This is a genomic window from Pseudomonas sp. PDM04, from assembly GCF_014851765.1.
Lineage (GTDB): Bacteria > Pseudomonadota > Gammaproteobacteria > Pseudomonadales > Pseudomonadaceae > Aquipseudomonas.
Genome location: NZ_JACVAI010000009.1, coordinates 159,863 through 181,756, shown reverse-complemented (window position 1 = coordinate 181,756; position 21,894 = coordinate 159,863). Strand labels below are relative to the sequence as shown.

18 protein-coding genes are annotated in these 21,894 nt (G+C 61.3%); 9 read left to right on the top strand and 9 right to left on the bottom strand.

All coding sequences use genetic code 11. The features are described 5' to 3' along the window. Positions 1 to 10: 10 nt before the first annotated feature. From gatA to IB249_RS28850, 5 genes are all read left to right on the top strand, one after another. Positions 11 to 1,462, top strand: a complete 1,452-nt coding sequence (gene gatA, locus IB249_RS28870; protein ID WP_192309634.1) for an Asp-tRNA(Asn)/Glu-tRNA(Gln) amidotransferase subunit GatA — start codon at positions 11 to 13, stop codon at positions 1,460 to 1,462. 10 nt (positions 1,463 to 1,472) lie between these two features. Further along, positions 1,473 to 2,918 carry an Asp-tRNA(Asn)/Glu-tRNA(Gln) amidotransferase subunit GatB gene (gene gatB, locus IB249_RS28865; RefSeq protein ID WP_192309633.1) on the top strand — a complete coding sequence of 482 codons (1,446 nt, stop codon included), beginning with the start codon at positions 1,473 to 1,475 and terminating at the stop codon, positions 2,916 to 2,918. An 88-nt stretch (positions 2,919 to 3,006) separates the two neighbouring features. Continuing rightward, complete coding sequence (locus IB249_RS28860) at positions 3,007 to 3,381, top strand: septal ring lytic transglycosylase RlpA family protein (protein ID WP_192309632.1); 375 nt, start codon at positions 3,007 to 3,009, stop codon at positions 3,379 to 3,381. Positions 3,382 to 3,431: 50 nt separating this feature from the next. Next, positions 3,432 to 4,493, top strand: coding sequence for a calcium/sodium antiporter (locus IB249_RS28855; protein ID WP_192309631.1), 1,062 nt, complete (start codon positions 3,432 to 3,434; stop codon positions 4,491 to 4,493). Beyond that, positions 4,490 to 4,870: a carboxymuconolactone decarboxylase family protein gene (locus tag IB249_RS28850; protein WP_192309630.1), complete on the top strand. Its 381-nt coding sequence runs from the start codon at positions 4,490 to 4,492 to the stop codon at positions 4,868 to 4,870. The genes IB249_RS28855 and IB249_RS28850 overlap by 4 nt, the downstream gene beginning before the upstream one ends. Positions 4,871 to 4,998: 128 nt before the next feature. Here the strand turns inward: IB249_RS28850 and IB249_RS28845 are convergent, their stop codons facing one another. The 5 genes from IB249_RS28845 to kdgD form a co-directional block, all read right to left on the bottom strand. Further along, positions 4,999 to 5,940 carry an AEC family transporter gene (locus IB249_RS28845; protein ID WP_192309629.1) on the bottom strand — a complete coding sequence of 314 codons (942 nt, stop codon included), beginning with the start codon at positions 5,938 to 5,940 and terminating at the stop codon, positions 4,999 to 5,001. Between the two features lie 150 nt (positions 5,941 to 6,090). Next, positions 6,091 to 7,644, bottom strand: a complete 1,554-nt coding sequence (gene garD, locus IB249_RS28840; protein ID WP_192309627.1) for a galactarate dehydratase — start codon at positions 7,642 to 7,644, stop codon at positions 6,091 to 6,093. Positions 7,645 to 7,655: 11 nt separating this feature from the next. Further along, on the bottom strand, positions 7,656 to 9,014 hold the full coding sequence (locus IB249_RS28835; protein ID WP_192309625.1) for an MFS transporter: 1,359 nt from the start codon (positions 9,012 to 9,014) through the stop codon (positions 7,656 to 7,658). Positions 9,015 to 9,172: 158 nt separating this feature from the next. Next, a complete protein-coding gene (locus tag IB249_RS28830) occupies positions 9,173 to 10,618 on the bottom strand; it encodes an aldehyde dehydrogenase family protein (protein WP_192309623.1) in 1,446 nt (481 codons plus the stop codon). Positions 10,619 to 10,693: 75 nt separating this feature from the next. Beyond that, complete coding sequence (kdgD, locus tag IB249_RS28825) at positions 10,694 to 11,605, bottom strand: 5-dehydro-4-deoxyglucarate dehydratase (protein ID WP_007981458.1); 912 nt, start codon at positions 11,603 to 11,605, stop codon at positions 10,694 to 10,696. A 327-nt stretch (positions 11,606 to 11,932) separates the two neighbouring features. Between kdgD and IB249_RS28820 the strand changes: the two genes are divergently transcribed. Next, a complete protein-coding gene (locus IB249_RS28820) occupies positions 11,933 to 12,310 on the top strand; it encodes a hypothetical protein (protein WP_192309621.1) in 378 nt (125 codons plus the stop codon). A 53-nt stretch (positions 12,311 to 12,363) separates the two neighbouring features. Here the strand turns inward: IB249_RS28820 and IB249_RS28815 are convergent, their stop codons facing one another. The 4 genes from IB249_RS28815 to IB249_RS28800 form a co-directional block, all read right to left on the bottom strand. Continuing rightward, positions 12,364 to 13,113, bottom strand: a complete 750-nt coding sequence (locus IB249_RS28815) for a FadR/GntR family transcriptional regulator (RefSeq protein ID WP_192309618.1) — start codon at positions 13,111 to 13,113, stop codon at positions 12,364 to 12,366. Positions 13,114 to 13,201: 88 nt separating this feature from the next. Then, the gene (locus IB249_RS28810) at positions 13,202 to 14,929 is read right to left on the bottom strand and encodes an ABC transporter ATP-binding protein/permease (protein ID WP_192309616.1); all 1,728 of its coding nucleotides are present in this window, start codon (positions 14,927 to 14,929) and stop codon (positions 13,202 to 13,204) included. Positions 14,930 to 15,026: 97 nt separating this feature from the next. Continuing rightward, on the bottom strand, positions 15,027 to 15,587 hold the full coding sequence (locus IB249_RS28805) for a response regulator transcription factor (protein ID WP_192309614.1): 561 nt from the start codon (positions 15,585 to 15,587) through the stop codon (positions 15,027 to 15,029). Next, positions 15,580 to 16,842 carry an ATP-binding protein gene (locus IB249_RS28800; protein ID WP_192309612.1) on the bottom strand — a complete coding sequence of 421 codons (1,263 nt, stop codon included), beginning with the start codon at positions 16,840 to 16,842 and terminating at the stop codon, positions 15,580 to 15,582. The genes IB249_RS28805 and IB249_RS28800 overlap by 8 nt, the downstream gene beginning before the upstream one ends. A gap of 253 nt (positions 16,843 to 17,095) precedes the next feature. Between IB249_RS28800 and IB249_RS28795 the strand changes: the two genes are divergently transcribed. From IB249_RS28795 to IB249_RS28785, 3 genes are all read left to right on the top strand, one after another. Continuing rightward, a complete protein-coding gene (locus tag IB249_RS28795) occupies positions 17,096 to 17,812 on the top strand; it encodes an SIMPL domain-containing protein (RefSeq protein WP_192309610.1) in 717 nt (238 codons plus the stop codon). A 462-nt stretch (positions 17,813 to 18,274) separates the two neighbouring features. Then, complete coding sequence (locus IB249_RS28790) at positions 18,275 to 19,900, top strand: ABC transporter substrate-binding protein (RefSeq protein WP_192309607.1); 1,626 nt, start codon at positions 18,275 to 18,277, stop codon at positions 19,898 to 19,900. Between the two features lie 307 nt (positions 19,901 to 20,207). Further along, complete coding sequence (locus IB249_RS28785; RefSeq protein WP_192309605.1) at positions 20,208 to 21,809, top strand: ABC transporter substrate-binding protein; 1,602 nt, start codon at positions 20,208 to 20,210, stop codon at positions 21,807 to 21,809. Positions 21,810 to 21,894 lie beyond the last annotated feature (85 nt).

Sequence of the window (21,894 nt, the reverse complement as noted above, 5' to 3'; positions counted from 1 at the left end):
AGAGCCTGCAATGCATCAATTGACTCTGGCCGAGATCGCCCGCGGCCTCGCCGATAAAAAGTTTTCTTCCGAAGAGCTGACCAAAACCCTGCTGGCGCGTATCACCCAGCTCGATCCCCAGCTCAACAGTTTCATCAGCCTCACCGAAGAGCTCGCGCTGCAGCAGGCCAAAGCCGCTGACGCACGCCGGGCCAACGGTGAGAGCGGCGCCCTGCTCGGCGCGCCGATCGCCCATAAAGACCTGTTCTGCACTCAGGGCATTCGCACCAGCTGCGGCTCGAAGATGCTCGACAACTTCAAGGCCCCGTACGACGCCACCGTGGTCGCCAAGCTGGCGGCCGCCGGCGCGGTGACGCTGGGCAAAACCAACATGGACGAATTCGCCATGGGCTCGGCCAACGAGTCGAGCTACTACGGCGCAGTGAAAAACCCGTGGAACCTGGAACACGTTCCGGGCGGCTCGTCCGGCGGTTCGGCGGCGGCGGTTGCCGCGCGCCTGCTGCCGGCAGCCACCGGCACCGACACCGGCGGTTCGATTCGCCAGCCCGCCGCGCTGACCAACCTCACCGGCCTGAAACCGACCTACGGTCGCGTCTCGCGCTGGGGCATGATCGCCTACGCTTCCAGCCTCGATCAGGGCGGCCCTCTGGCGCGCACTGCCGAAGACTGCGCCATCCTGCTGCAAGGCATGGCCGGCTTCGACCCGAACGACTCCACCAGCATCGACGAGCCCGTGCCTGACTACAGCGCCGGCCTCAACGGTTCGCTGCAGGGCCTGCGCATCGGTGTACCGAAGGAATATTTCGGCGCCGGTCTCGACCCGCGCATCGCCGAGCTGATCCAGGACAGCGTCAAGGCACTGCAGAAACTCGGTGCCGTGATCAAGGAGATCAGCCTGCCGAACATGCAGCACGCGATTCCGGCGTACTACGTGATCGCCCCGGCGGAAGCCTCTTCCAACCTGTCGCGTTTCGATGGCGTGCGTTTCGGCTACCGCTGCGAAGACCCGAAAAACCTGATCGACCTGTACAAGCGTTCCCGTGGCGAAGGTTTCGGCGCGGAAGTGCAGCGCCGGATCATGGTCGGCGCCTACGCGCTCTCGGCCGGCTACTACGACGCCTACTACCTGAAGGCACAGAAGATCCGTCGCCTGATCAAGAACGACTTCATGGCCGCCTTCAACGAGGTCGACATCATTCTCGGCCCCACCACGCCAAACCCGGCCTGGAAGCTTGGCGCCAAGAACAGCGACCCGGTCGCTGCGTACCTGGAAGACGTCTACACCATCACCGCCAACCTCGCGGGCCTGCCGGGCCTGTCGATGCCGGCCGGTTTCGTCGACGGTCTGCCGGTCGGCGTGCAACTGCTCGCCCCGTATTTCCAGGAAGGCCGCTTGCTCAACGTTGCGCACCAGTACCAGTTGAACACCGACTGGCACACCCGCACCCCAACCGGCTTCTGAGGAGAAACACATGCAATGGGAAGTCGTGATCGGGCTGGAGATTCACACCCAGCTCACCACCCGGTCGAAAATCTTTTCCGGCAGTTCCACCACTTTCGGTTCCGAGCCGAACACCCAGGCCAGCCTGGTCGATCTCGGCATGCCCGGCGTACTGCCGGTGCTGAACCAGGAAGCGGTGCGCATGGCGGTCATGTTCGGCCTGGCCATCGATGCCGAAATCGGCCAGCACAACGTGTTCGCCCGTAAAAACTATTTCTACCCCGACCTGCCCAAGGGCTACCAGATCAGCCAGATGGAGCTGCCGATCGTCGGCAAGGGCCACCTGGACATCGCCCTGGAGGACGGCACGGTCAAGCGCGTCGGCATCACCCGCGCGCACCTGGAAGAAGACGCCGGCAAAAGCCTGCACGAAGAGTTCAACGGCGCCAGCGGCATCGACCTGAACCGCGCCGGCACGCCGCTGCTGGAAATCGTGTCGGAGCCGGACATGCGCAGCGCCAAGGAAGCCGTGGCCTACGTCAAGGCGATCCACGCGCTGGTGCGCTACCTGGGCATCTGCGACGGCAACATGGCCGAAGGTTCGCTGCGCTGCGACTGCAACGTGTCGATCCGCCCGAAAGGCCAGGTCGAGTTCGGCACCCGCTGCGAGATCAAGAACGTCAACTCGTTCCGTTTCATCGAGAAGGCGATCAACAGCGAAATCCAGCGTCAGATCGAACTGATCGAAGACGGTGGCAAGGTCATCCAGCAGACCCGCCTGTATGATCCGAACAAGGACGAAACCCGCCCGATGCGCAGCAAGGAGGAAGCCAACGACTACCGTTACTTCCCCGACCCTGACCTGCTGCCGGTGGTCATCGAAAACGCCTACCTCGACGAAGTGCGCGCGACCTTGCCGGAACTGCCACCGCAGAAGCGCGAGCGCTTCCAGGAACAGTTCGGCCTGTCGGTCTATGACGCCAGCGTCCTGGCCACCAGCCGCGAGCAAGCCGATTACTTCGAGAAAGTTGCGAGCATCAGCGGCGACGCGAAGCTGGCGGCGAACTGGGTCATGGTGGAGTTGGGCAGCCTGTTGAACAAACAGGGCCTGGACATCGACCAGTCGCCGGTATCGGCCGAGCAACTGGGCGGCATGCTGCTGCGCATCAAGGACAACACCATTTCCGGCAAGATCGCCAAAGTCGTGTTCGAGGCCATGGCCAGCGGCGAAGGCAGCGCGGACGAGATCATCGACAAGCGCGGCCTCAAGCAAGTGACCGACAGTGGCGCGATTTCGGCGGTACTGGACGAGATGCTCGCGGCCAATGCCGAGCAGGTCGAGCAATATCGCGCGGCGGATGAAGCCAAACGCGGCAAGATGTTCGGCTTCTTCGTCGGCCAGGCCATGAAAGCCTCCAAGGGCAAGGCCAACCCGCAACAGGTCAACGAACTGCTGAAAAGCAAGCTCGAAGGCTGATGAGAATGGAGCCAGCAGACAAGCCTGGCTCCGCCCCTTGCAGGAGCGAGCGTGCTCGCTCCTGCAGTTGCTATCTGGAACCCCCTGAATGAAGCGTCTGTTCGCAAGCTTCGCCCTGCTCTCGCTACTGGCCGGCTGCGCCAGTACCGATACCGTCGATCCACACGGCTACGACCAGACGGGCATCGCGTCCTATTACGGCGCCAGGCACCAGGGCAAGCGCACCGCCAGTGGCGAACGTTTCGACAAGAATTCTCTGACCGCCGCCCACCGCCAGTTGCCCTTCGGCACGCGGGTGAAGGTCACCAACCTGAAGAACAACCAATCCTGCGTGGTCCGCATCAACGATCGCGGGCCGCACACCCGTGGACGCCTGATCGACCTGTCTCACGAAGCCGCCGAGCAACTGGGCATGATCCGCAGCGGCACCGCGCGGGTTCGCGTGCAAGCGCTCGACGACTGACCACGGGAGCCGCGACCATTTTCGGACTTGCCGATCTCCCCCTGCTCAGCGTGCTCGAACTGCTGAGCGGCCTGGTCCTGTTGATCGCCGGCGCAGAACTGATGGTGCGCGCCGCCGTGCGCGTGGCCGCACGCCTGCACGTGCGCCCGCTGATCATCGGCCTGACCATCGTCGCCCTGGGCAGCAGCGCGCCGCAAATGGCGGTCAGCCTGCAAGCCACCCTTGCGCAGAACGTCGACATCGCCGTCAGCAGCGTGATCGGCAGCAGCATCTTCAACATCCTCGTGACCCTCGGCCTGTCGGCGCTGATCATCCCGCTGCGGGTGTCACGGCAAGTGGTGCGTCTGGACATTCCCCTGATGATCGGCGCCAGCCTGCTGGTGTTCGTGCTGGCGTGGAATGAAGAACTCACCCGTGTCGATGGCGCGTTGCTGCTGACGGCGCTGGCGCTGTACCTGGGGCTGTTGCTGCGCCAGTCGCGGCATTCGGCCCGCCCGCAATCGCACCCCCACGAAGGGCCTCAAGCGCCATGGCTTAGCAGCTTGCTGATGATTGTCGCCGGGCTCGCCATGCTGGTGTACGCCGGGCATCTGCTGTTGGGCGCCGCCGTTGCGGTGGCCACCGATCTCGGGCTGTCGGAGCGGATCATCGGCCTGACCATCGTCGCAGTCGGCACGTCCTTGCCGGAACTGGCGACCTCATTGATTGCCGCCCTGCGCGGGCAGCGTGACATTGCCGTGGGCAACGTGATCGGCAGCATCCTGTTCAACCTCCTGGGCGTGCTGGGCGTGACGGCGCTGATCGCCCCTTCGCCACTGTCGGTCTCGCCCAATGCGCTGGATTTCGACTTGCCGGTGATGCTGGGCGTCGCCTTGCTGTGCCTGCCGATGTTCTATTCCGGTTATCGGGTGACCCGCGCCGAAGGCCTGCTGTTTCTGGGGCTGTACCTGGCTTATGGCCTGCACGTGGTGTCGTTCACCACCGGCATGCCCCTGGCCGGCAAGCTTGAACACCTGATGCTGTTTTTCGTCCTGCCGGCGCTGGTGGCGTTTCTGCTGTTCACGTCGCTACGCGCCTGGCGCCGCCAACATCACAAGAGGGAATGGCCATGACCGACAACAAGAAACCCGGCGTTGAAGTGCGCCGCCAGGTGATGGGCGATGCGTTTGTCGACCGCGCCCTGGGCAACGCCACCGAGTTCACCCAGCCGCTGCAGGACTTCGTCAATGAACACGCCTGGGGCAGCGTATGGAACCGCGACGGCCTGCCGCTGAAGACCCGCAGCCTGATCACCCTCGCCGCCCTGACCGCACTGAAATGTCCACAGGAACTCAAAGGCCACGTGCGGGGCGCGCTGAACAACGGTTGTACGGTGGAAGAGATTCGCGAGGCGTTGCTGCACTGCGCGGTGTATGCAGGCGTGCCGGCGGCGATCGACGCGTTTCGGGCGGCGCAGGAAGTGATCGACAGTTACCAGAAGCCCGAATGACCCTTTGCCCCTGCGGTGGATGATCTACCGTTATCGCGAGCCGGCTCGCTCCCACAGGAGGCAATGCTTTCCAATGGCGGGACCGAGCCTGCTCGCGATTCGAGCCGAAGAACACGGCATGACGCAGGTCAGATCCACCCGCCCCACTGCAACAGGAAGATCCCGATATTGGTGGTCACCGCCGCCATCAAGGTGGTGATCACGATGATCGCCGCCGCCAGTTCATGATTGCCGTTGGCCTGGCGGGCCATGACGAAACTGGCGGCAGCGGTCGGGCTGCCGAAGTACAGGAACAGAATCCCCAGTTCCGCGCCGCGAAAGCCCCAGAGCCACGCGCCCAGCGTTGCCAGCACCGGCAAACCGACCATCTTCACCAGGCTCGAGCTCAAGGCCATCGAGCCACTTTTGCGCATGGCCGCCAGCGACAGCGTGCCGCCGATGCAGATCAACGCCAGGGGCAAGGTGGTTTGCGCCAGGTATTGGCCCGACGTTTCCAGCCAACCCGGCAAACCGATCTTGAAATAGGCAAAAGGCGCTGCCGCCAGCACGCTGATGATCAGCGGATTGTTCATCACACTCTTGCAGATGCTCCACGGGTCGGACTTGATCACCGGGCTGTAGACCGCCAGCACGATGGTCGACAGGGTGTTGTAAAACAGGATCACCAGGGCTGCGAGGATGGCCCCCAGGGAAATCCCGTAGTCGCCGTACATGCTTGCCGCCAGCGCGAGGCCGATGACGCCGTTGTTACCGCGAAAGGCGCCCTGGGTATAAATCCCGCGGTCTTGCGGCGGGCACTTGAAGATCGCCCAGCCCCAGGCAACGGCGAAACTCACCAGCGTCGCAATGGCGAAATAGATCAGCAGCGCCGGCTGCAGGGCGGCGTGCAGGTCGGCATGCAGGATGCCCAGAAACAGCAACGCCGGCATGGTGACGTTGAACACCAGGGCCGACGCGGTATGAATGAAATTGTCGTTGATCCAGTTGACGCGCTTGAGCACCACCCCCAGAAACAGCATGGCGAACACCGGAGCGGTGATGTTCAGGGTTTCGAGGAAGATTGCCAGCATGCCGGAGAGGACCTTCAGGTGAGTGTCGTTAGGGGGCTAATGATAAGCCACTGGAGACCTCGGCGTCTGGTAGAAAGCTATCGCGAGCAGGCTCGCTCCCACAGAGTCGAATGGGGCAACGAACCTGCTCGCGATGCAATCATCGCGGCCTTACGTAATCGGCGCCGGATTGAACAACGTAATGTCGTTATGCAGCTTGTGCTGCTCCGACCACGTCTGCTTCTTGCCGCTGGCCACGTCCAGGTAGTAGTGGAACAACTCCCAGCCGAGGTCTTCGATGGAAGCACGTCCGGTGGCAATCCGCCCGGCGTCGATGTCGATCAGGTCCGGCCAGCGCTGCGCCAGCTCGGTGCGGGTCGACACCTTCACCACCGGTGCCATCGCCAGACCGTACGGCGTACCACGGCCGGTGGTGAACACGTGCAGGTTCATGCCCGCGGCCAACTGCAAGGTCCCGCACACGAAATCGCTGGCCGGGGTCGCGCAGAAGATCAGGCCCTTGCCTTTGAAACGCTCGCCTGGGCCAAGCACGCCGTTGATCGCGCTGCTGCCGGACTTGACGATCGAGCCCAGGGACTTCTCGACAATGTTCGACAGCCCGCCCTTCTTGTTGCCCGGGGTGGTGTTGGCGCTGCGATCCGCTTCGCCCTTGGCCAGGTAACGGTCATACCAGTCCATTTCCCGCACCAGCTCCTGAGCGACTTCCTTGGTTTGCGCGCGGGAAGTCAGCAGGTAAATGGCGTCGCGCACTTCGGTGACTTCGGAAAACATCACCGTCGCACCGGCACGCAGCAACAGGTCCGAGGCAAAACCCAGCGCAGGGTTGGCGGTGATGCCGGAAAACGCATCGCTGCCACCGCACTGCATGCCCAGGATCAGCTCGGACGCCGGCACGGTTTCCCGACGACGTTGATCGAGCTTCCTCAGGCGAACCTCGGCCAGCGCCATGATCTGCTCGATCATTTCGGTGAAACCGTGACTCGAATCCTGCAGGCGATACAGCCACTCGTCGCTCAGGTCCACCGAACTGTCGTTCTCGTGCATCACCTGCCCGGCCTGCAATTTCTCGCAGCCCAGGCTGATCACCAGGGCTTCGCCACCCAGGTTCGGGTTGCGCGCCAGGTTGCGCACGGTGCGGATCGGGATGTACGCGTCCGTCGCGGTGATCGCCACGCCACAGCCGTAGCTGTGGGTCAGGGCCACCACGTCATCGACGTGCGGGTATTTGGGCAGCAACTCGTCCTTGATGCGCTTGACCGCATGGTCCAGCACACCGGTCACGCACTGCACGGTGGTGGTAATGCCCAGGATGTTGCGCGTGCCGACGGTGCCGTCGGCGTTGCGGTAACCCTCGAAGGTGTAGCCTTCCAGCGGTGCCTGAGCGGCCGGCACTTCGGTGGACAGCGGCAGGCTGTCCAGCGGTGGCGCGGTCGGCATGCGCAGTTGATCTTCCTTGACCCAGCTGCCGCGTGGAATCGGCTGTAAGGCGTAGCCAATGGTCTGGCCGTAACGAATCACTTGGCCGCCTTCCGGAATGTCTTCCAGGGTGACCTTGTGACTCTGCGGCACGAAGTCCACGGTGACCAGGCCATCGGCGAACTCGGTGCCGGCCGGAACGCCCTGATCGTTGACCACGATCACCACGTTGTCGCGCTCGTGCAGACGGATGTAGCGCGGCGAGTCGGAATGTTCAATCAACTGCATGACGCCGCTCCTCAGGAATGCGCTTGGGACAATTTAGTGGCTTCAGGACCGCTGACCGGTGGCTCTTTGAGCACCACACGTTTGATCGGACCTACGATCACCAGATAGCTGAACACCGCAACCAGTGCGTTGCAACCGACAAATACCAGCGCCCATTTGAACGAACCGGTGGAGCTGATGATGTAACCGATGACGATCGGGGTGGTGATCGACGCGAGGTTGCCGAAGGTGTTGAACAGGCCACCGCTCAAACCGGCGATCTGTTTCGGCGAGGTATCGGATACCACCGCCCAGCCCAGTGCACCCACGCCCTTGCCGAAGAATGCCAGGGCCATGAAGCCCACGACCATCCATTCGACTTCCACGTAGTTGCACGCCACGATGCTGCTGGAAACCAGCAGGCCGGCAATGATCGGCGCCTTGCGGGCGAAGGTCAGCGAGTGGCCCTTGCGCAGCAGGTAGTCGGAGATCACGCCGCCGAGGACACCACCGATGAAGCCGCAGATGGCCGGCAACGAGGCGATGAAACCGGCCTTGAGGATGGTCATGCCGCGCTCCTGCACCAGGTACACCGGGAACCAGGTCAGGAAGAAGTAGGTGATGCCGTTGATGCAGTATTGGCCCAGGTATACGCCGAGCATCATGCGGTTGGTCAGCAACTGACGGATGTAATCCCACTTCGGACCGTCGGACTTCTTGCCCTTCTGGTCCATGTCGACCATGCCGCCGTTCTCGGAGATGTGCTTGAACTCGGCATCGTTGATCCGTGGGTGTTCACGCGGGCTGTAGATCACTTTCAGCCAGACCAGCGAGAAGATGATGCCCAGGATACCCATGACGATGAACACGTGCTCCCAGCCGAAGGAGTAGACGATCCAGCCCATCAGCGGCGCGAACAGCACGGTGGCGAAGTATTGCGCCGAGTTGAAGATCGCCGAGGCCGTACCGCGTTCAGCGGTCGGGAACCACGCTGCAACGATGCGCGCGTTGCCAGGGAAGGACGGCGCTTCGGCCAGGCCCACCAGGAAGCGCAGCATGAACAGCGCAACCACTGCCGTGGACATGCCGAATTCACCGACGAAGCCTTGCAGCACGGTGAACAGCGACCAGGTGAAGATGCTCAACGCATAGATTTTTTTCGAACCGAAACGGTCCAGCAGCCAGCCACCGGGAATTTGCCCGGCCACGTAGGCCCAACCGAAAGCGGAGAAGATGTAACCGAGGGTGACCGCGTCAATGCCGAGGTCTTTTTGCAGGCTGGAGCCGGCAATGGCGATGGTAGCCCGGTCGGCATAGTTGATCGTGGTCACCAGAAACAGCATGAGCAGGATCAAATAGCGGACGTGAGTCGGCTTTTGGGTGGCTTGCATGTAGATGTACTCCCACTGATTATTTTTATGCGGGTAATAACGATGTTGTCTGTGCAGCGGCGGGCGGGCTCGCGATGGTCGTCAACGAAGACGCGGGGCGGTTACACCGCGGATCTGGACCATCGCGAGCAAGCTCGTTGCTGCGGGTATTGCGTGTATCAGGAACCGATGTAGGCAGTTTTCACTACGGTGTAGAACTCTTGCGCATAGCGGCCCTGCTCGCGCGACCCATAGGACGAACCTTTGCGCCCACCGAACGGAACGTGGTAATCCACGCCGGCGGTTGGCAGGTTGACCATCACCATCCCGGCCTGGGAGTGACGCTTGAAGTGGTTGGCGTACTTCAGGGACGTGGTGGCGATGCCCGCCGACAGACCGAACTCGGTGTCGTTGGACATGGCCAGCGCGGCCTCGTAGTCGGCGACGCGAACAATGTTGGCCACCGGACCGAAGATTTCTTCACGGCTGATGCGCATCGACGCTTCGCTGTCGGCAAACAGTGTTGGCGCGAGGAAGTAACCTTCGGTATCGCAAGTCACCAGACCGCCACCACTCACCAGGCGAGCGCCTTCGGACTGGCCGATGTCGATGTACTTCATGTCCTGCTCAAGTTGCGCTTGCGAAACCACCGGACCGATATCGGTGCCGGCCTTCAGCGCGTGACCGACCTTGATCGACTTCATGCGCTCGGCCATGGCTTCGACGAATTTGTCGTGAATGCCGGCGGTGACGATCAGACGGCTCGACGCGGTGCAGCGCTGGCCGGTGGAGTAGAACGCGCTCTGAACCGACAGCTCGACCGCTTGCTTGAGGTCGGCGTCGTCGAGAATGATCTGCGGGTTCTTGCCGCCCATTTCCAGCTGGACCTTGGCCTGGCGCGAGACGCAGCTGACGGCGATCTGACGACCGACGCCCACCGAACCGGTGAAGCTGATGCCGTCGACTTTCGGGCTGTTGACCAGTGCATCGCCAACCACGCGACCGCTGCCCATCACCAGGTTGAACACGCCGGCCGGGAAGCCTGCGCGGGAGATGATTTCCGCCAGGGCCCAGGCACAGCCCGGCACCAGGTCGGCAGGCTTGAGTACCACGCAGTTGCCGTAAGCCAGGGCCGGGGCGATTTTCCACGACGGGATGGCGATCGGGAAGTTCCACGGCGTGATCAGACCGACCACGCCCAGCGCTTCGCGGGTGACTTCAACGTTGACGCCCGGGCGCACCGACGGCACGTAGTCGCCGGACAGGCGCAGGCATTCACCGGCGAAGAACTTGAAGATGTTACCGGCGCGGGTGACTTCGCCGATGGCTTCAGGCAGGGTCTTGCCCTCTTCCCGGGCCAGCAGGGTGCCGAGCTCTTCGCGACGGGCGAGGATTTCAGTGCCGACTTTGTCCAGGGCGTCGTGACGTGCCTGGATACCGGAAGTGGACCATGCCGGGAAAGCGGCACGGGCGGCGTCGATGGCGGCATTGACCTGGGCCAGGTCAGCCTTGGCGTAGTCGCCGATGTTGTCGCTCAGCTCGGACGGGTTGATGTTGGCCGAATAATCGGCACCGGCAACCCATTCGCCGTTGATGTAGTTGTCGTAACGTTTTGCAGTGGCCACGGGACCGCCCTCGAAATAAAGAGACTTCACGCAAAAGGCCGCTGAATACTCAGCGGCCTCCTTGCATCGAATGTTTTATTGCGCACCTTGCTTGTCGATCAGCGCGGCGAGCATTTCGTACTCCTCGCCGGTCAGGTCGGTCAGTGGCGCACGCACAGGACCTGCGTCATAGCCGGCAATTTTTGCACCCGCCTTGACGATGCTCACCGCGTAGCCGGCTTTGCGGTTACGGATGTCCAGGTATGGCAGGAAGAAGTCGTCGATGATCTTGCCAACGGTGGCGTGATCTTCACGCGCAATGGCGTGGTAGAAATCCATCGCGGTTTTCGGGATGAAGTTGAACACCGCCGAAGAGTAGACCGGCACGCCCAGCGCCTTGTAGGCAGCGGCGTAGACTTCGGCGGTCGGCAGGCCACCCAGGTAGCTGAAGCGATCGCCGAGGCGACGACGGATCGACACCATCAGTTCGATGTCGCCCAGGCCATCCTTGTAACCGATCAGGTTCGGGCAGCGCTCGGCCAGACGCTCGAGCAGCGGAGCGGTCAGGCGGCATACGTTACGGTTGTAGACCACGACGCCGATGTTGACCGATTTGCACACGGCTTCAACGTGGGCGGCAACGCCGTCCTGGCTGGCTTCGGTCAGGTAGTGCGGCAGCAGCAGCAGGCCCTTGGCGCCCAGACGCTCGGCTTCCTGTGCGTATTCGATGGCTTGACGGGTCGAACCGCCGACACCGGCCAGGATCGGCACGCTGGTGGCGCAGGTGTCGACGGCGGTCTTGATGATTTCCGAGTATTCGCTGGCGGCCAGGGAGAAGAACTCACCGGTGCCACCTGCGGCGAACAGGGCCGAGGCGCCGTACGGGGCCAGCCACTCAAGACGTTTGATGTAGCCAGCGCGGTTGAAATCGCCCTGGGCATTGAAATCGGTAACCGGGAAGGACAGCAGACCGGCAGAGAGGATGGACTTCAGTTCTTGTGGATTCATTATTCGAACACCCTGGGTAGCAACGTTTTTGTGTGAGGAAATCGTTCAGCCTGCGCTGAAGTTGTAGGTCATCGTACAACTTAAAAAACAACCGTCAACTGCATTTCATCGTCAGCGTGAAAATTTCTGCCACAAATCGGTTCGCCGGCCGCGATTCGCACCACTCTGGAGCCTTGTCCAGAGCGCCTCGGCGCTTGTCAGCGCGGCAACGAATGCCCGTCGAAATTTTCCGAAAAACATCGTGAACGGCGAACTGGCAGGCCATCACCTAGAGTCAAACGACGTCACGAATGGATCGTGGCGTCCAATGAGATGGAGTACTCGAAGATGTGTTTTCCTTCACCCGTGTTGCCCCAGTTCCCCACCGACCCTCGTGATCAGGTCGCTACCGTGACATTGTCGAGCCTGACGGATGCATTGATCGTGCGCGTGCGCGATCCGCACGATATTCCGCCGAACTGGGAGCTGTACCCGATCCTCGGCCCGGACCCGGATGAGCCGGAGTGGCACGGCGAGGATGAGCCGGCCGGTGTCTGGGACGAGACGACTGACGAGATGGTCGAACTGACGGGGATAGAACTGCAGATCCCGAAGACCGACCTGGAGCCGTATCTCGGCACTCAGGTCGCGCTGCGCTACAAGTTCCGGGACGAGTCGAGCCTGGAGTTGTCCTCGGATGTGCTGCTGATGCGTATTGAGCCCTGAAACCGGGGCCCTACGCGGATCGTTCCCGGTTCCAGGGAACGATCCTCTGACACTCAGCCGCGCTGTGCTTCAGCCTCTTCGTGGGCATGACGCAACCGCTCGCGGCTGTTGGTCAGGTGCAGGCGCATGGCGGCCCGCGCCGCATCGGAATCCTGGCGCGCAATCGCGTCGTAGATTTCTTCGTGCTCACGGCTCAACCGGCTCATGTAGTGTTGCTGGTCATCATGGGCCAGGCGTGCCGAATTGAGACGCGTACGTGGAATGATGCTGGCCCCCAGGTGCGTCATGATGTCGGTGAAATAGCGGTTGCCGGTCGACAGCGCGATTTGCAGGTGGAACTGGAAGTCCGAGGCCACCGCATCGCTGGCATGGGCCGCGCTTTCGTTGAGGGCATCCAGCGCCGCCCTCATCAGCGCAAGCTGTTCGGGGTTGCGGCGTTGCGCGGCAAGGCCGGCGGACTCGACTTCGAGGCTGATGCGCAGCTCCAGGATCGCCAGCACATCACGCAGCGTCACCACCGTTGCCGGATCGATGCGGAAACCACTCGGGCTCGGGGTGTCGAGCACGAAGGTGCCGATACCGTGGCGGGTCTCCACTTGACCGGCCGCCTGCAAGCGGGAAATCGCTTCGCGCACCACGGTGCGACTGACACCATGGGCGTCCATGATCGCCGACTCGGTGGGTAACTTGTCACCCCGCTTGAGGTGACCGTCGCGGATCTGCTCGGACAGCACCGTCACCAATTCCTGTGCGAGGCTGCGGCGCTTGCGCGGGAGGCGTGGAGCTTCGATCGGGTTTTCCATGGTGAACGTCTGTCTCGAAAGTTCGGCTGAAACTGCATCATAGCGCAACACGGTTGTACGATCACCCCGCCCTGCGGGGCGGGGATGTTCAGGCGGTCACGGTCTGTTCCACAAGGTGTCCATTATCGATACGAACATGCCGCGGATGGAAGCGTTTCAGGCTGCTGCGATGCCCGACGCTGACGATGCTCAACCCCGGAATCTCATCGATCAATGCTTGGTACAGCGACGCTTCATCCTCTTCGTCCATCGCCGACGTGGCTTCGTCCATGTACAGCCATTGCGGCGCGTACAGCAAGGCACGGGCGAAGGCCAGCCGCTGCTGCTCACCCGGCGAGAGCATGCGCTGCCAGTGATTGGCTTCATCCAGGCGCGCCACCAGGTGCGGCAAGCGACAGGTTTCCAGCACCTGGACATAGCGCTCGTGCGGGTAAGTGTCGCCGGCCTGTGGATAACTCAGGGCTTCACGCAATGTGCCAATCGGCAGATAGGGTTTTTGCGGCAGGAACAGATAGCGCGTCGCCGGCAGACGAATGCTGCCATGGCCGGCCGGCCACAGATGTCCCATCGCCCGCAGCAGCGTGGATTTGCCGCTGCCCGAACGACCACTGAGCATCACACGCTCGCCCTGCGCCACGGTCATGTCGGCGTCGGTCAGCAAATGACGACCGTCGGCGAGGTCGAGCCCCAGGTTGCGCACCTGCAACATGGCGCCGGCATTCTGCACATCGATGGCCGGCGCGCGCTCTTCGTTGTCGGTCATGGCCTGACGGAAACTCAGCAGGCGATCACAGGTGGCGCGCCATGAGGCGAGGCTCTGGTAGGCGCTGATGAACCAGCTGAAACTCTCCTGCACGTTGCCGAACGCCGAACTGATCTGCATCAGCTCACCCAGTTCGATCTTGCCGGCAAAGTAGCGCGGGGCGGCGACCATGAACGGGAAAATGATGGCGGCCTGGCTGTAACCGGCGGTGAAGAACGTCAGACGCTTGGACACTTTCATGATGTCCCAGAAGTTGTGCCAGACCAGCCCGAAACGGTCGCTCAATCGCCGGTTCTCATTGGGTTCGCCGTTGTACAGCGCAATGCTCTCGGCATTCTCGCGAATACGCACCATGGAGAAACGCAGGTCGGCCTCGAAACGTTGTTGCCGGTTGTTCAGGCCGATCAGGCGACGACCGATCAGATGCGTCAGCCAGCTGCCCACGACGGCATAGACCAGCACGCACCAGAACATATAGCCGGGAACGGTGAAACCAAACACTTCGATGCTGCCCGACACGCCCCACAGAATGATCGAGAACGACACCAGGCTGACAATGTTGCGCAACAGGCCAATGCCCAGCTCCAGGGTATTGGAGGTGAAGTTGTTGAGGTCCTCGGAGATCCGCTGGTCGGGGTTGTCGGTGTAACCGCCCTGCTCCATCTGGTAGTAGTTCTTGTGGCCAAGCCAGCGGCTGAAGTGCCGCTCGGTCAACCAGGCCCGCCAGCGAATGGTCAGCATCTGGGTCAGGTAGAGCCGGTAGACCGCGCCGACAATCGCCACCGCGGCGATCCCGCAGAAATACAGGATCAGCCGCCAGAAGGCCGCCTCGTCCTTTTGTTGCAGGGCGTTGTAGAAATCCTTGTACCAAGTGTTGAACCACACCGAGATCCCCACGCTGAGCAGCGACAATGCAATCACCGCGATCAGCAGCGTCCAGGCCTTGGCTTTCTCCTCACTGCGCCAGTAGGGCGTGATCATCGCCCAGACTTTGCGAAAGAACTGCCCGCGCACAGCATCGTTGACCGCGGAATACTCAGCGTTCTGATTCATGAAAAAGGCTCGATAAAGAAAAGAACACGCACGAACCGATCATAGATGATCGGCTCGATTTGTCGCGAGATGTGTACGTGGTCCGTTCAGCACAGGTTCAGCGGCGAACGGGGCGCTTCTGCAATTTGCGCTGCAAGGTGCGGCGGTGCATGCCCAGGGCCCGGGCAGTGGCGGAGATGTTGCCTTCATGCTCGGTCAGCACACGCTGGATGTGCTCCCATTGCAGGCGATCCACCGACATCGGGTTTTCCGGTACCAGGGTGTCGAGGTCGGCGTGCTCGGACAGCAACGCGGCCAGCACGTCATCGGCATCCGCCGGTTTGCACAGGTAGTTGCAGGCACCGCGCTTGATCGCTTCGACCGCCGTGGCAATGCTCGAATATCCGGTGAGGATCACCACGCGCATCTCGGGGTCGAGCTCGAGCAGTTTCGGCAACAGCACCAGGCCCGAGTCGCCGTCCATTTTCAGGTCCAGCGCGGCGTAGTCGGGAATGTCGGACTGAGCGATGGTCAGGCCTTCCTCGGCGGAACCGGCGGTGGTGACGCGAAAACCACGGCGAGCCATGGCACGTGCCATCACGCGGGTGAACGTGGCGTCGTCATCTACCAGCAGCAAATGCGGCAGTTCTTCGCCTTCGACTTGGATCTCGTCACTCATGTTCATCTCCTCGGGCAACACGGGGCAGGCGCAGCTCGGTGAGCGTGCCGCCTTCCTCATGACTGTAGAGTTTCACCGAGCCGCCGGCGCGTGTCACGCTGGCCTTGCTCAAAAACAGGCCGAGGCCGAAGCCTTTGCCCTTGGTGGTAAAAAACGGTTTGCCGATCTGTTCGGCAATGGCCAACGGCACACCGGCGCCATGGTCGCGGATGCTGATGGTCAGGTCTTCCTCATTCCAGTCCAGCGTCACTTGCAGCCCTTCGGGGCAGGCATCGGCGGCGTTGTTCAAAAGGTTCAGCAGCGCCTGGGTCAGGTCAGGCGGCGGCGCAACGCGCGGCACCAGCCCCTGGCCCAGGCGCTGGAAGCGGTAACTGGCTTCGGGGCGCATCAGGTGCCAGCGATTCAGCGCTTCATCGAGCCAGTCGGTGACGTATTGCGTCTCGACCGCCATCCGGCGATTGGCCTCGGCGGCACGCACCAGTTGCTGCAAGGTCTGCTTGCACAGCATGACCTGGTCCTGCAGCACGCTCAGGTCCTCCTGCAACATCGGGTCGTGATGGTCCCGGCGCATTTCCTTGAGCAGCACGCTCATGGTCGCCAGCGGCGTGCCCAGTTCGTGGGCGGCACCGGCAGCCTGCGTCGCGACAGCCAGCAGTTGCTGATCGCGCAGCCCTTCTTCGCGGCGGATGGCGCGCAGCTCTTCCTGGCGGCGCAGTTCTTCGGCCATGCGCGCGGCAAAGAAGGTGATCACCGCAGCGGCCAGGGCGAAACTCAGCCACATCCCGTAGACCTGCAGGTTTTCCCGAGCAATCGGGAAGGTTTGCAGCGGATAGAAGCGCGCCAGCAGCAGGGTGTACATCGCCAGTGCGATGCCCGACAGAATCAGCGAATAACGCCATGGCAGCGTGACGGCGGCGATGGTCAGCGGCACCAGGTAATAGGACACGAAGGGGTTGGTCGAACCGCCGGAGAAATACAGCAGGGCACTGTGGATAAACAAGTCGCAGGCCAGCTGCACGGCGTATTCAAGCTCCGTCACTGGCCAGGTGGTGCGCAGGCGAATGGCGGTGAAGGCGCACAGCAGCATCGAGCAAATGAGGGTCGCCGCCAGCTGGAACCAGGGCAGTGGCAACAGGTCGAGCCAGTAGGCCAGGCCCACGGAACCGGCCTGGGCAGCCAGTACCAGAATGCGGATGAACGTCAGCCGCCAGAGGTTCTGGCGCGTCGCAGAAGTAATTTGAAAAGGGACGAGCATGAGCTCTCCTGATGAGCGCTCCAGGCGAATCGTACGGAGTATAACCAACCACGGGGGCTGACAGGCGAAAGTGCGGCAAACAGCCACATGGCAGGAATTGCCCTGGCGTCTATAAGACAGGCCCTGCTTGCTTGCCTGCGATGCTGGCATCTGTATAGAAGTTGTAACTGGGCGAACCGGATCAATAAAGCTAGAGTCTGATGGTTTCACGCAGGCTCGGACTCAACCCCTGCGCATTGCCCAAGGAGCTTTCATGCACACTTTCCGCCGCAGCGCCGCCCTTCTCGCTCTCAGTGCAGGCACCGTTGCCAGCCTCCCGGCACTGGCTGCCGACGAACTTCACTACAACCAGATTTCCCTGCGCGCCGAAGTCAGCCAGGAAGTGGCTCGCGACCTGATGATCGTGACCCTCTACACCGAGGAGCAAAACACCGACCCTGCCAAACTGGCCGCAACCGTCAGCACCACCATGAACAAGGCGCTGGACCAGGCCAAACAAGTCAAGGACATCACCCTGCGCCAGGGCAGCCGCAACAGCTACCCGATCTACGACACCAAGGGTCAGAAAATCACCGGTTGGCGTGAACGCGCCGAACTGCGCCTGGAAAGCACCGACTTCGCCGCGCTGTCGAAGCTGACCGGCGAGCTGCTGACCGACCTGAAAATGGGCGGCATGGACTTCGCCATCGCCACGCCGACCCGCAAGGCCAGCGAGGACACACTGCTCAAGGAAGCCGTGACCGCCTTCAAGGCCCGCGCGCAACTGGCCACCGATGCACTGGGAGGCAAGGGCTACAAAATCGTCAACCTGAACCTCAACAGCAACGGCTACCCGCAACCCTACATGCGCGCGCCGATGATGATGAAAGCCGCGAGCATGGACAGTGCGCCGGTCACCCCGGAAGTTGAAGCCGGAACCAGCCAGGTCAGCATGACGGCGGACGGGTCGATTGAAGTGCTGCTGCCTTGACTCGATAACCCGAAGGCGAAAAAGGCGATCACCCGGTGATCGCCTTTTTTTTGCACCAGCGTCTATGCTGGATCTGCCACCGAAACAGTCCTACCGCAAAAAACGACCTGAGTTGCACTGGGTGCAACTCACGGGCAGGGAACACTTTCGGTGCAACGATAACCACTCCCATTACCCCCCACACTGCGGGGTTTAAATAGGTAACACCCCCGCCCCAGCCGTGGGCAACCCGAGGATTTTACGCACCAAAGAAGTGCGCGAGTCAGCCCAGAAAAGCAACGCGCAAACGTTCAAATGCATCAAAATTATACAAATGCGACATTAAGGTACGTTCGTGCCACCGTTTCAGGCTTGTAGCGACTCGGGATATTGCATTGGGTACAGCCCCTGCATAAGTATCCGCAGGCACGACTCACAAGGTCGTCCTCACATTCAAAAATGACAACAAATCATGAGGCCACCATGCTCAAACACGCGGTCATTCCGTTTTTAGTCGGCGCCAGCCTGCTGGCTAGCGCACCCTTCGCTCAAGCTGCGACTAACCTGGTGTTCTGCTCCGAAGGGAGCCCGGCCGGTTTCGATCCAGGTCAATACACCACCGGAACCGACTTCGACGCCTCTGCAGAAACCATGTTCAACCGCCTGACTCAGTTCGAGCGTGGTGGCACCGCCGTCATTCCTGGCCTGGCAACCAGCTGGGACGTCTCCCCTGACGGCCTGACCTACACCTTCCACCTGCGCGACGGTGTCAAGTTCCACACCACCCCGTATTTCAAGCCGACTCGCGAATTCAACGCCGACGACGTGCTGTTCACTTTCAATCGCATGCTGAACAAGGACGATCCGTTCCGTAAGGCGTACCCGACTGAATTCCCGTACTTCACCGACATGGGGATGGACACCAACATCACCAAGGTCGAGAAAGTCGACGACAAGACCGTCAAGTTCGTCCTCAAGGACGTTGACGCCGCGTTCATCCAGAACATGGCCATGAGCTTCGCCTCGATCCAGTCCGCCGAATACGGCGCGCAACTGCTCAAGGACGGCAAGGCCCCGGACATCAACCAGAAGCCGATCGGCACTGGCCCGTTCGTGTTCAAGAGCTACCAGAAAGACTCCAACATCCGCTACACCGGGAACAAGGACTACTGGAAGCCTGAAGACGTCAAGATCGACAACCTGATCTTCGCCATCACCACCGACCCGTCGGTGCGTATCCAGAAGCTGAAGAAGAACGAGTGCCAGGTCACCCTGTTCCCTCGTCCGGCCGACCTGAAGGCGCTGAAGGAAGACAAGGACCTGAAGATGCCTGACCAGGCAGGCTTCAACCTTGGCTACATCGCCTACAACGTGATGGACAAGATCAAGGGCGACGACAAGCCAAACCCGATGTCCCAGCTGAAAGTGCGCCAGGCCATGGACATGGCGGTCAACAAGCAGCAGATCATCGATTCCGTGTATCAGGGCGCCGGCCAACTGGCGGTCAACGCCATGCCGCCGACCCAGTGGTCCTACGACACCACCATCAAGGATGCCAAGTACGATCCTGAGAAAGCCAAGGAGCTGCTCAAGGAAGCGGGCGTCAAGGAAGGGACCGAAATCGTCCTGTGGGCCATGCCGGTACAGCGTCCGTACAACCCGAACGCCAAGCTGATGGCAGAAATGCTGCAGTCCGACTGGGCCAAGATCGGCCTGAAGGTCAAGATCCAGAGCTACGAGTGGGGCGAGTACATCAAGCGCTCCAAGGGTGGTGAGAACGGCGCGATGCTGATTGGCTGGAGCGGTGACAACGGTGACCCGGACAACTGGCTCAACGTGCTGTTCGGCTGCGACTCGCTGGAAGGCAACAACTTCTCCAAGTGGTGCGACAAGAAGTTCGACGACATCGTCAAGCAAGCCAAGCGTACTTCGGACCAGGCCAAGCGCACCGAACTGTACAAGCAGGCGCAACACGTCCTCAAGGACGCTGTTCCAATGACACCTATCGCTCACTCGACGGTGTTCCAACCCATGCGCGCCAACGTGCAGGACTTCAAGATCAGCCCATTTGGCTTGAACTCCTTCTACGGCGTCAGCGTCAGCAAGTAAGGTTTGACGGCGGCGACGTTCCTGACGTCGCCGCCGTTTTATCTGCCGGCAAAGTAGGAAATTACCTACATAAAATTCCGCCAAGTACCACGCCAGCGGTGCCGGACGCGTTGACCTTTCCTACGAGTCTTTAGGACTTTACGCATTTACTGCCAGACCCACGCCTCTTAACGTCGGGATCTGACCAGTGTATGCGTGGGCAATGGGTTATCGCTGCTTGTCATGGATTGAAACAGAGAGGCCACCACGCCTGCGAAGGGGTGGGTCACTCGTTGAAAACACTTAGAGAACGAGAAAAGGGAGCGTCATGCGCCATACCTTGGTTTTATCCGCATTGCTGGGCACCGGCCTGCTGGCCGCAACCTCCGTCAGCCAGGCCGCCAACAACAGCCTGGTGTTCTGCTCAGAAGGCAGCCCGGCGGGCTTCGACACCGCGCAGTACACCACTGCAACCGATAACGATGCCGCCGAACCGCTGTACAACCGGTTGGCAGAGTTCGAAAAAGGCGCGACCAATGTGGTCCCGGGGCTGGCGAAGAGCTGGGATATTTCCGAAGACGGCCTGACCTATACCTTCCACCTGCGCGAAGGGGTGAAGTTCCACACCACCAAGTACTTCACGCCAACCCGTGACTTCAACGCCGATGACGTGCTGTTCACCTTCAACCGCATGCTCGATCCGCAGCAACCTTTCCGTAAGGCTTACCCGACCGAGTTCCCGTATTTCAACGGGATGAGCCTGAACAAGAACATCGCCAAGGTCGAAAAGACCGGGCCGCTGACCGTGGTCATGACGCTCAACAGCGTGGACGCCGCGTTCATCCAGAATATCGCCATGAGTTTCGCCGCCATCCTGTCCGCCGAGTACGCCGAGCAGTTGCTGGCGTCGGGCAAGCCGAGCGAAATCAACCAGAAGCCGATCGGCACCGGGCCGTTCGTGTTCAAGAGCTACCAGAAAGACTCCAACATCCGTTACAGCGGCAACAAGCAGTACTGGGACCCGAGCCGGGTCAAACTCGACAACCTGATTTTCGCCATCAACACCGACGCCTCGGTACGGGTGCAGAAGCTCAAGGCCAACGAGTGCCAGGTCACCCTGCACCCTCGCCCTGCCGATGTCGACGCACTGAAGAACGACCCGAAACTCACGCTCATCGAGAAGCCTGGTTTCAACCTCGGCTACATTTCCTACAACGTGCGCCACAAACCTTTCGACCAGCTCGAGGTGCGCCAGGCGCTGGACATGGCGGTGAACAAGCAGGGCATTCTCAACGCCGTTTACCAGGGCGCCGGCCAACTGGCGGTCAACGCCATGCCGCCGACCCAATGGTCCTACGACGACACCATCAAGGACGTCGCCTACAACCCGGAAAAAGCCAGGGAACTGCTCAAGGCTGCCGGCGTCAAGGAAGGCACCGAAATCACCCTGTGGGCGATGCCGGTCCAGCGCCCCTACAACCCGAACGCCAAGCTGATGGCCGAAATGCTCCAGGCCGACTGGGCGAAGATCGGGCTCAAGGTGAAGATCGTCAGCTACGAATGGGGCGAATACATCAAGCGCACCAAGAATGGCGAACACGACATCAGTCTGATCGGCTGGACCGGCGACAACGGTGACCCGGACAACTGGCTCGGCACGCTCTACAGCTGCGATGCCATCGGCGGCAACAACTATTCCCAATGGTGCGATCCGGCTTACGACAAGTTGATCAAGCAGGCCAAGATCGTCACCGATCGCGACCAGCGCACCGTGCTCTACAAACAGGCCCAGCAACTGCTCAAGCAGCAGGTGCCGATCACGCCTATCGCCCACTCGACGGTCAACCAGCCGTTGAGCGCCAAAGTCGAAGGCTTCAAGGTAAGTCCGTTCGGCCGCAACGTGTTCTCGGGTGTCAGCATCGATAAATAACAAACCGTGTAGCTAAAACGCTTGGGGGTGCATTGCACCCTCACGCAAGCGTATTGCCGTAAATCGCCTTATGGGCAACTAGCAA

Excerpts from the sequence above, each read along its gene's own strand:
- gatA (WP_192309634.1), top strand. The coding sequence starts at position 11 with ATGCATCAATTGACTCTGGCCGAGATCGCCCGCGGCCTCGCCGATAAA.
- gatB (WP_192309633.1), top strand. The coding sequence starts at position 1,473 with ATGCAATGGGAAGTCGTGATCGGGCTGGAGATTCACACCCAGCTCACC.
- IB249_RS28860 (WP_192309632.1), top strand. The coding sequence starts at position 3,007 with ATGAAGCGTCTGTTCGCAAGCTTCGCCCTGCTCTCGCTACTGGCCGGC.
- IB249_RS28850 (WP_192309630.1), top strand. The coding sequence starts at position 4,490 with ATGACCGACAACAAGAAACCCGGCGTTGAAGTGCGCCGCCAGGTGATG.
- IB249_RS28845 (WP_192309629.1), bottom strand. The coding sequence starts at position 5,940 with ATGCTGGCAATCTTCCTCGAAACCCTGAACATCACCGCTCCGGTGTTC.
- garD (WP_192309627.1), bottom strand. The coding sequence starts at position 7,644 with ATGCAGTTGATTGAACATTCCGACTCGCCGCGCTACATCCGTCTGCAC.
- IB249_RS28835 (WP_192309625.1), bottom strand. The coding sequence starts at position 9,014 with ATGCAAGCCACCCAAAAGCCGACTCACGTCCGCTATTTGATCCTGCTC.
- kdgD (WP_007981458.1), bottom strand. The coding sequence starts at position 11,605 with ATGAATCCACAAGAACTGAAGTCCATCCTCTCTGCCGGTCTGCTGTCC.
- IB249_RS28820 (WP_192309621.1), top strand. The coding sequence starts at position 11,933 with ATGTGTTTTCCTTCACCCGTGTTGCCCCAGTTCCCCACCGACCCTCGT.
- IB249_RS28815 (WP_192309618.1), bottom strand. The coding sequence starts at position 13,113 with ATGGAAAACCCGATCGAAGCTCCACGCCTCCCGCGCAAGCGCCGCAGC.
- IB249_RS28810 (WP_192309616.1), bottom strand. The coding sequence starts at position 14,929 with ATGAATCAGAACGCTGAGTATTCCGCGGTCAACGATGCTGTGCGCGGG.
- IB249_RS28805 (WP_192309614.1), bottom strand. The coding sequence starts at position 15,587 with ATGAGTGACGAGATCCAAGTCGAAGGCGAAGAACTGCCGCATTTGCTG.
- IB249_RS28800 (WP_192309612.1), bottom strand. The coding sequence starts at position 16,842 with ATGCTCGTCCCTTTTCAAATTACTTCTGCGACGCGCCAGAACCTCTGG.
- IB249_RS28795 (WP_192309610.1), top strand. The coding sequence starts at position 17,096 with ATGCACACTTTCCGCCGCAGCGCCGCCCTTCTCGCTCTCAGTGCAGGC.
- IB249_RS28790 (WP_192309607.1), top strand. The coding sequence starts at position 18,275 with ATGCTCAAACACGCGGTCATTCCGTTTTTAGTCGGCGCCAGCCTGCTG.
- IB249_RS28785 (WP_192309605.1), top strand. The coding sequence starts at position 20,208 with ATGCGCCATACCTTGGTTTTATCCGCATTGCTGGGCACCGGCCTGCTG.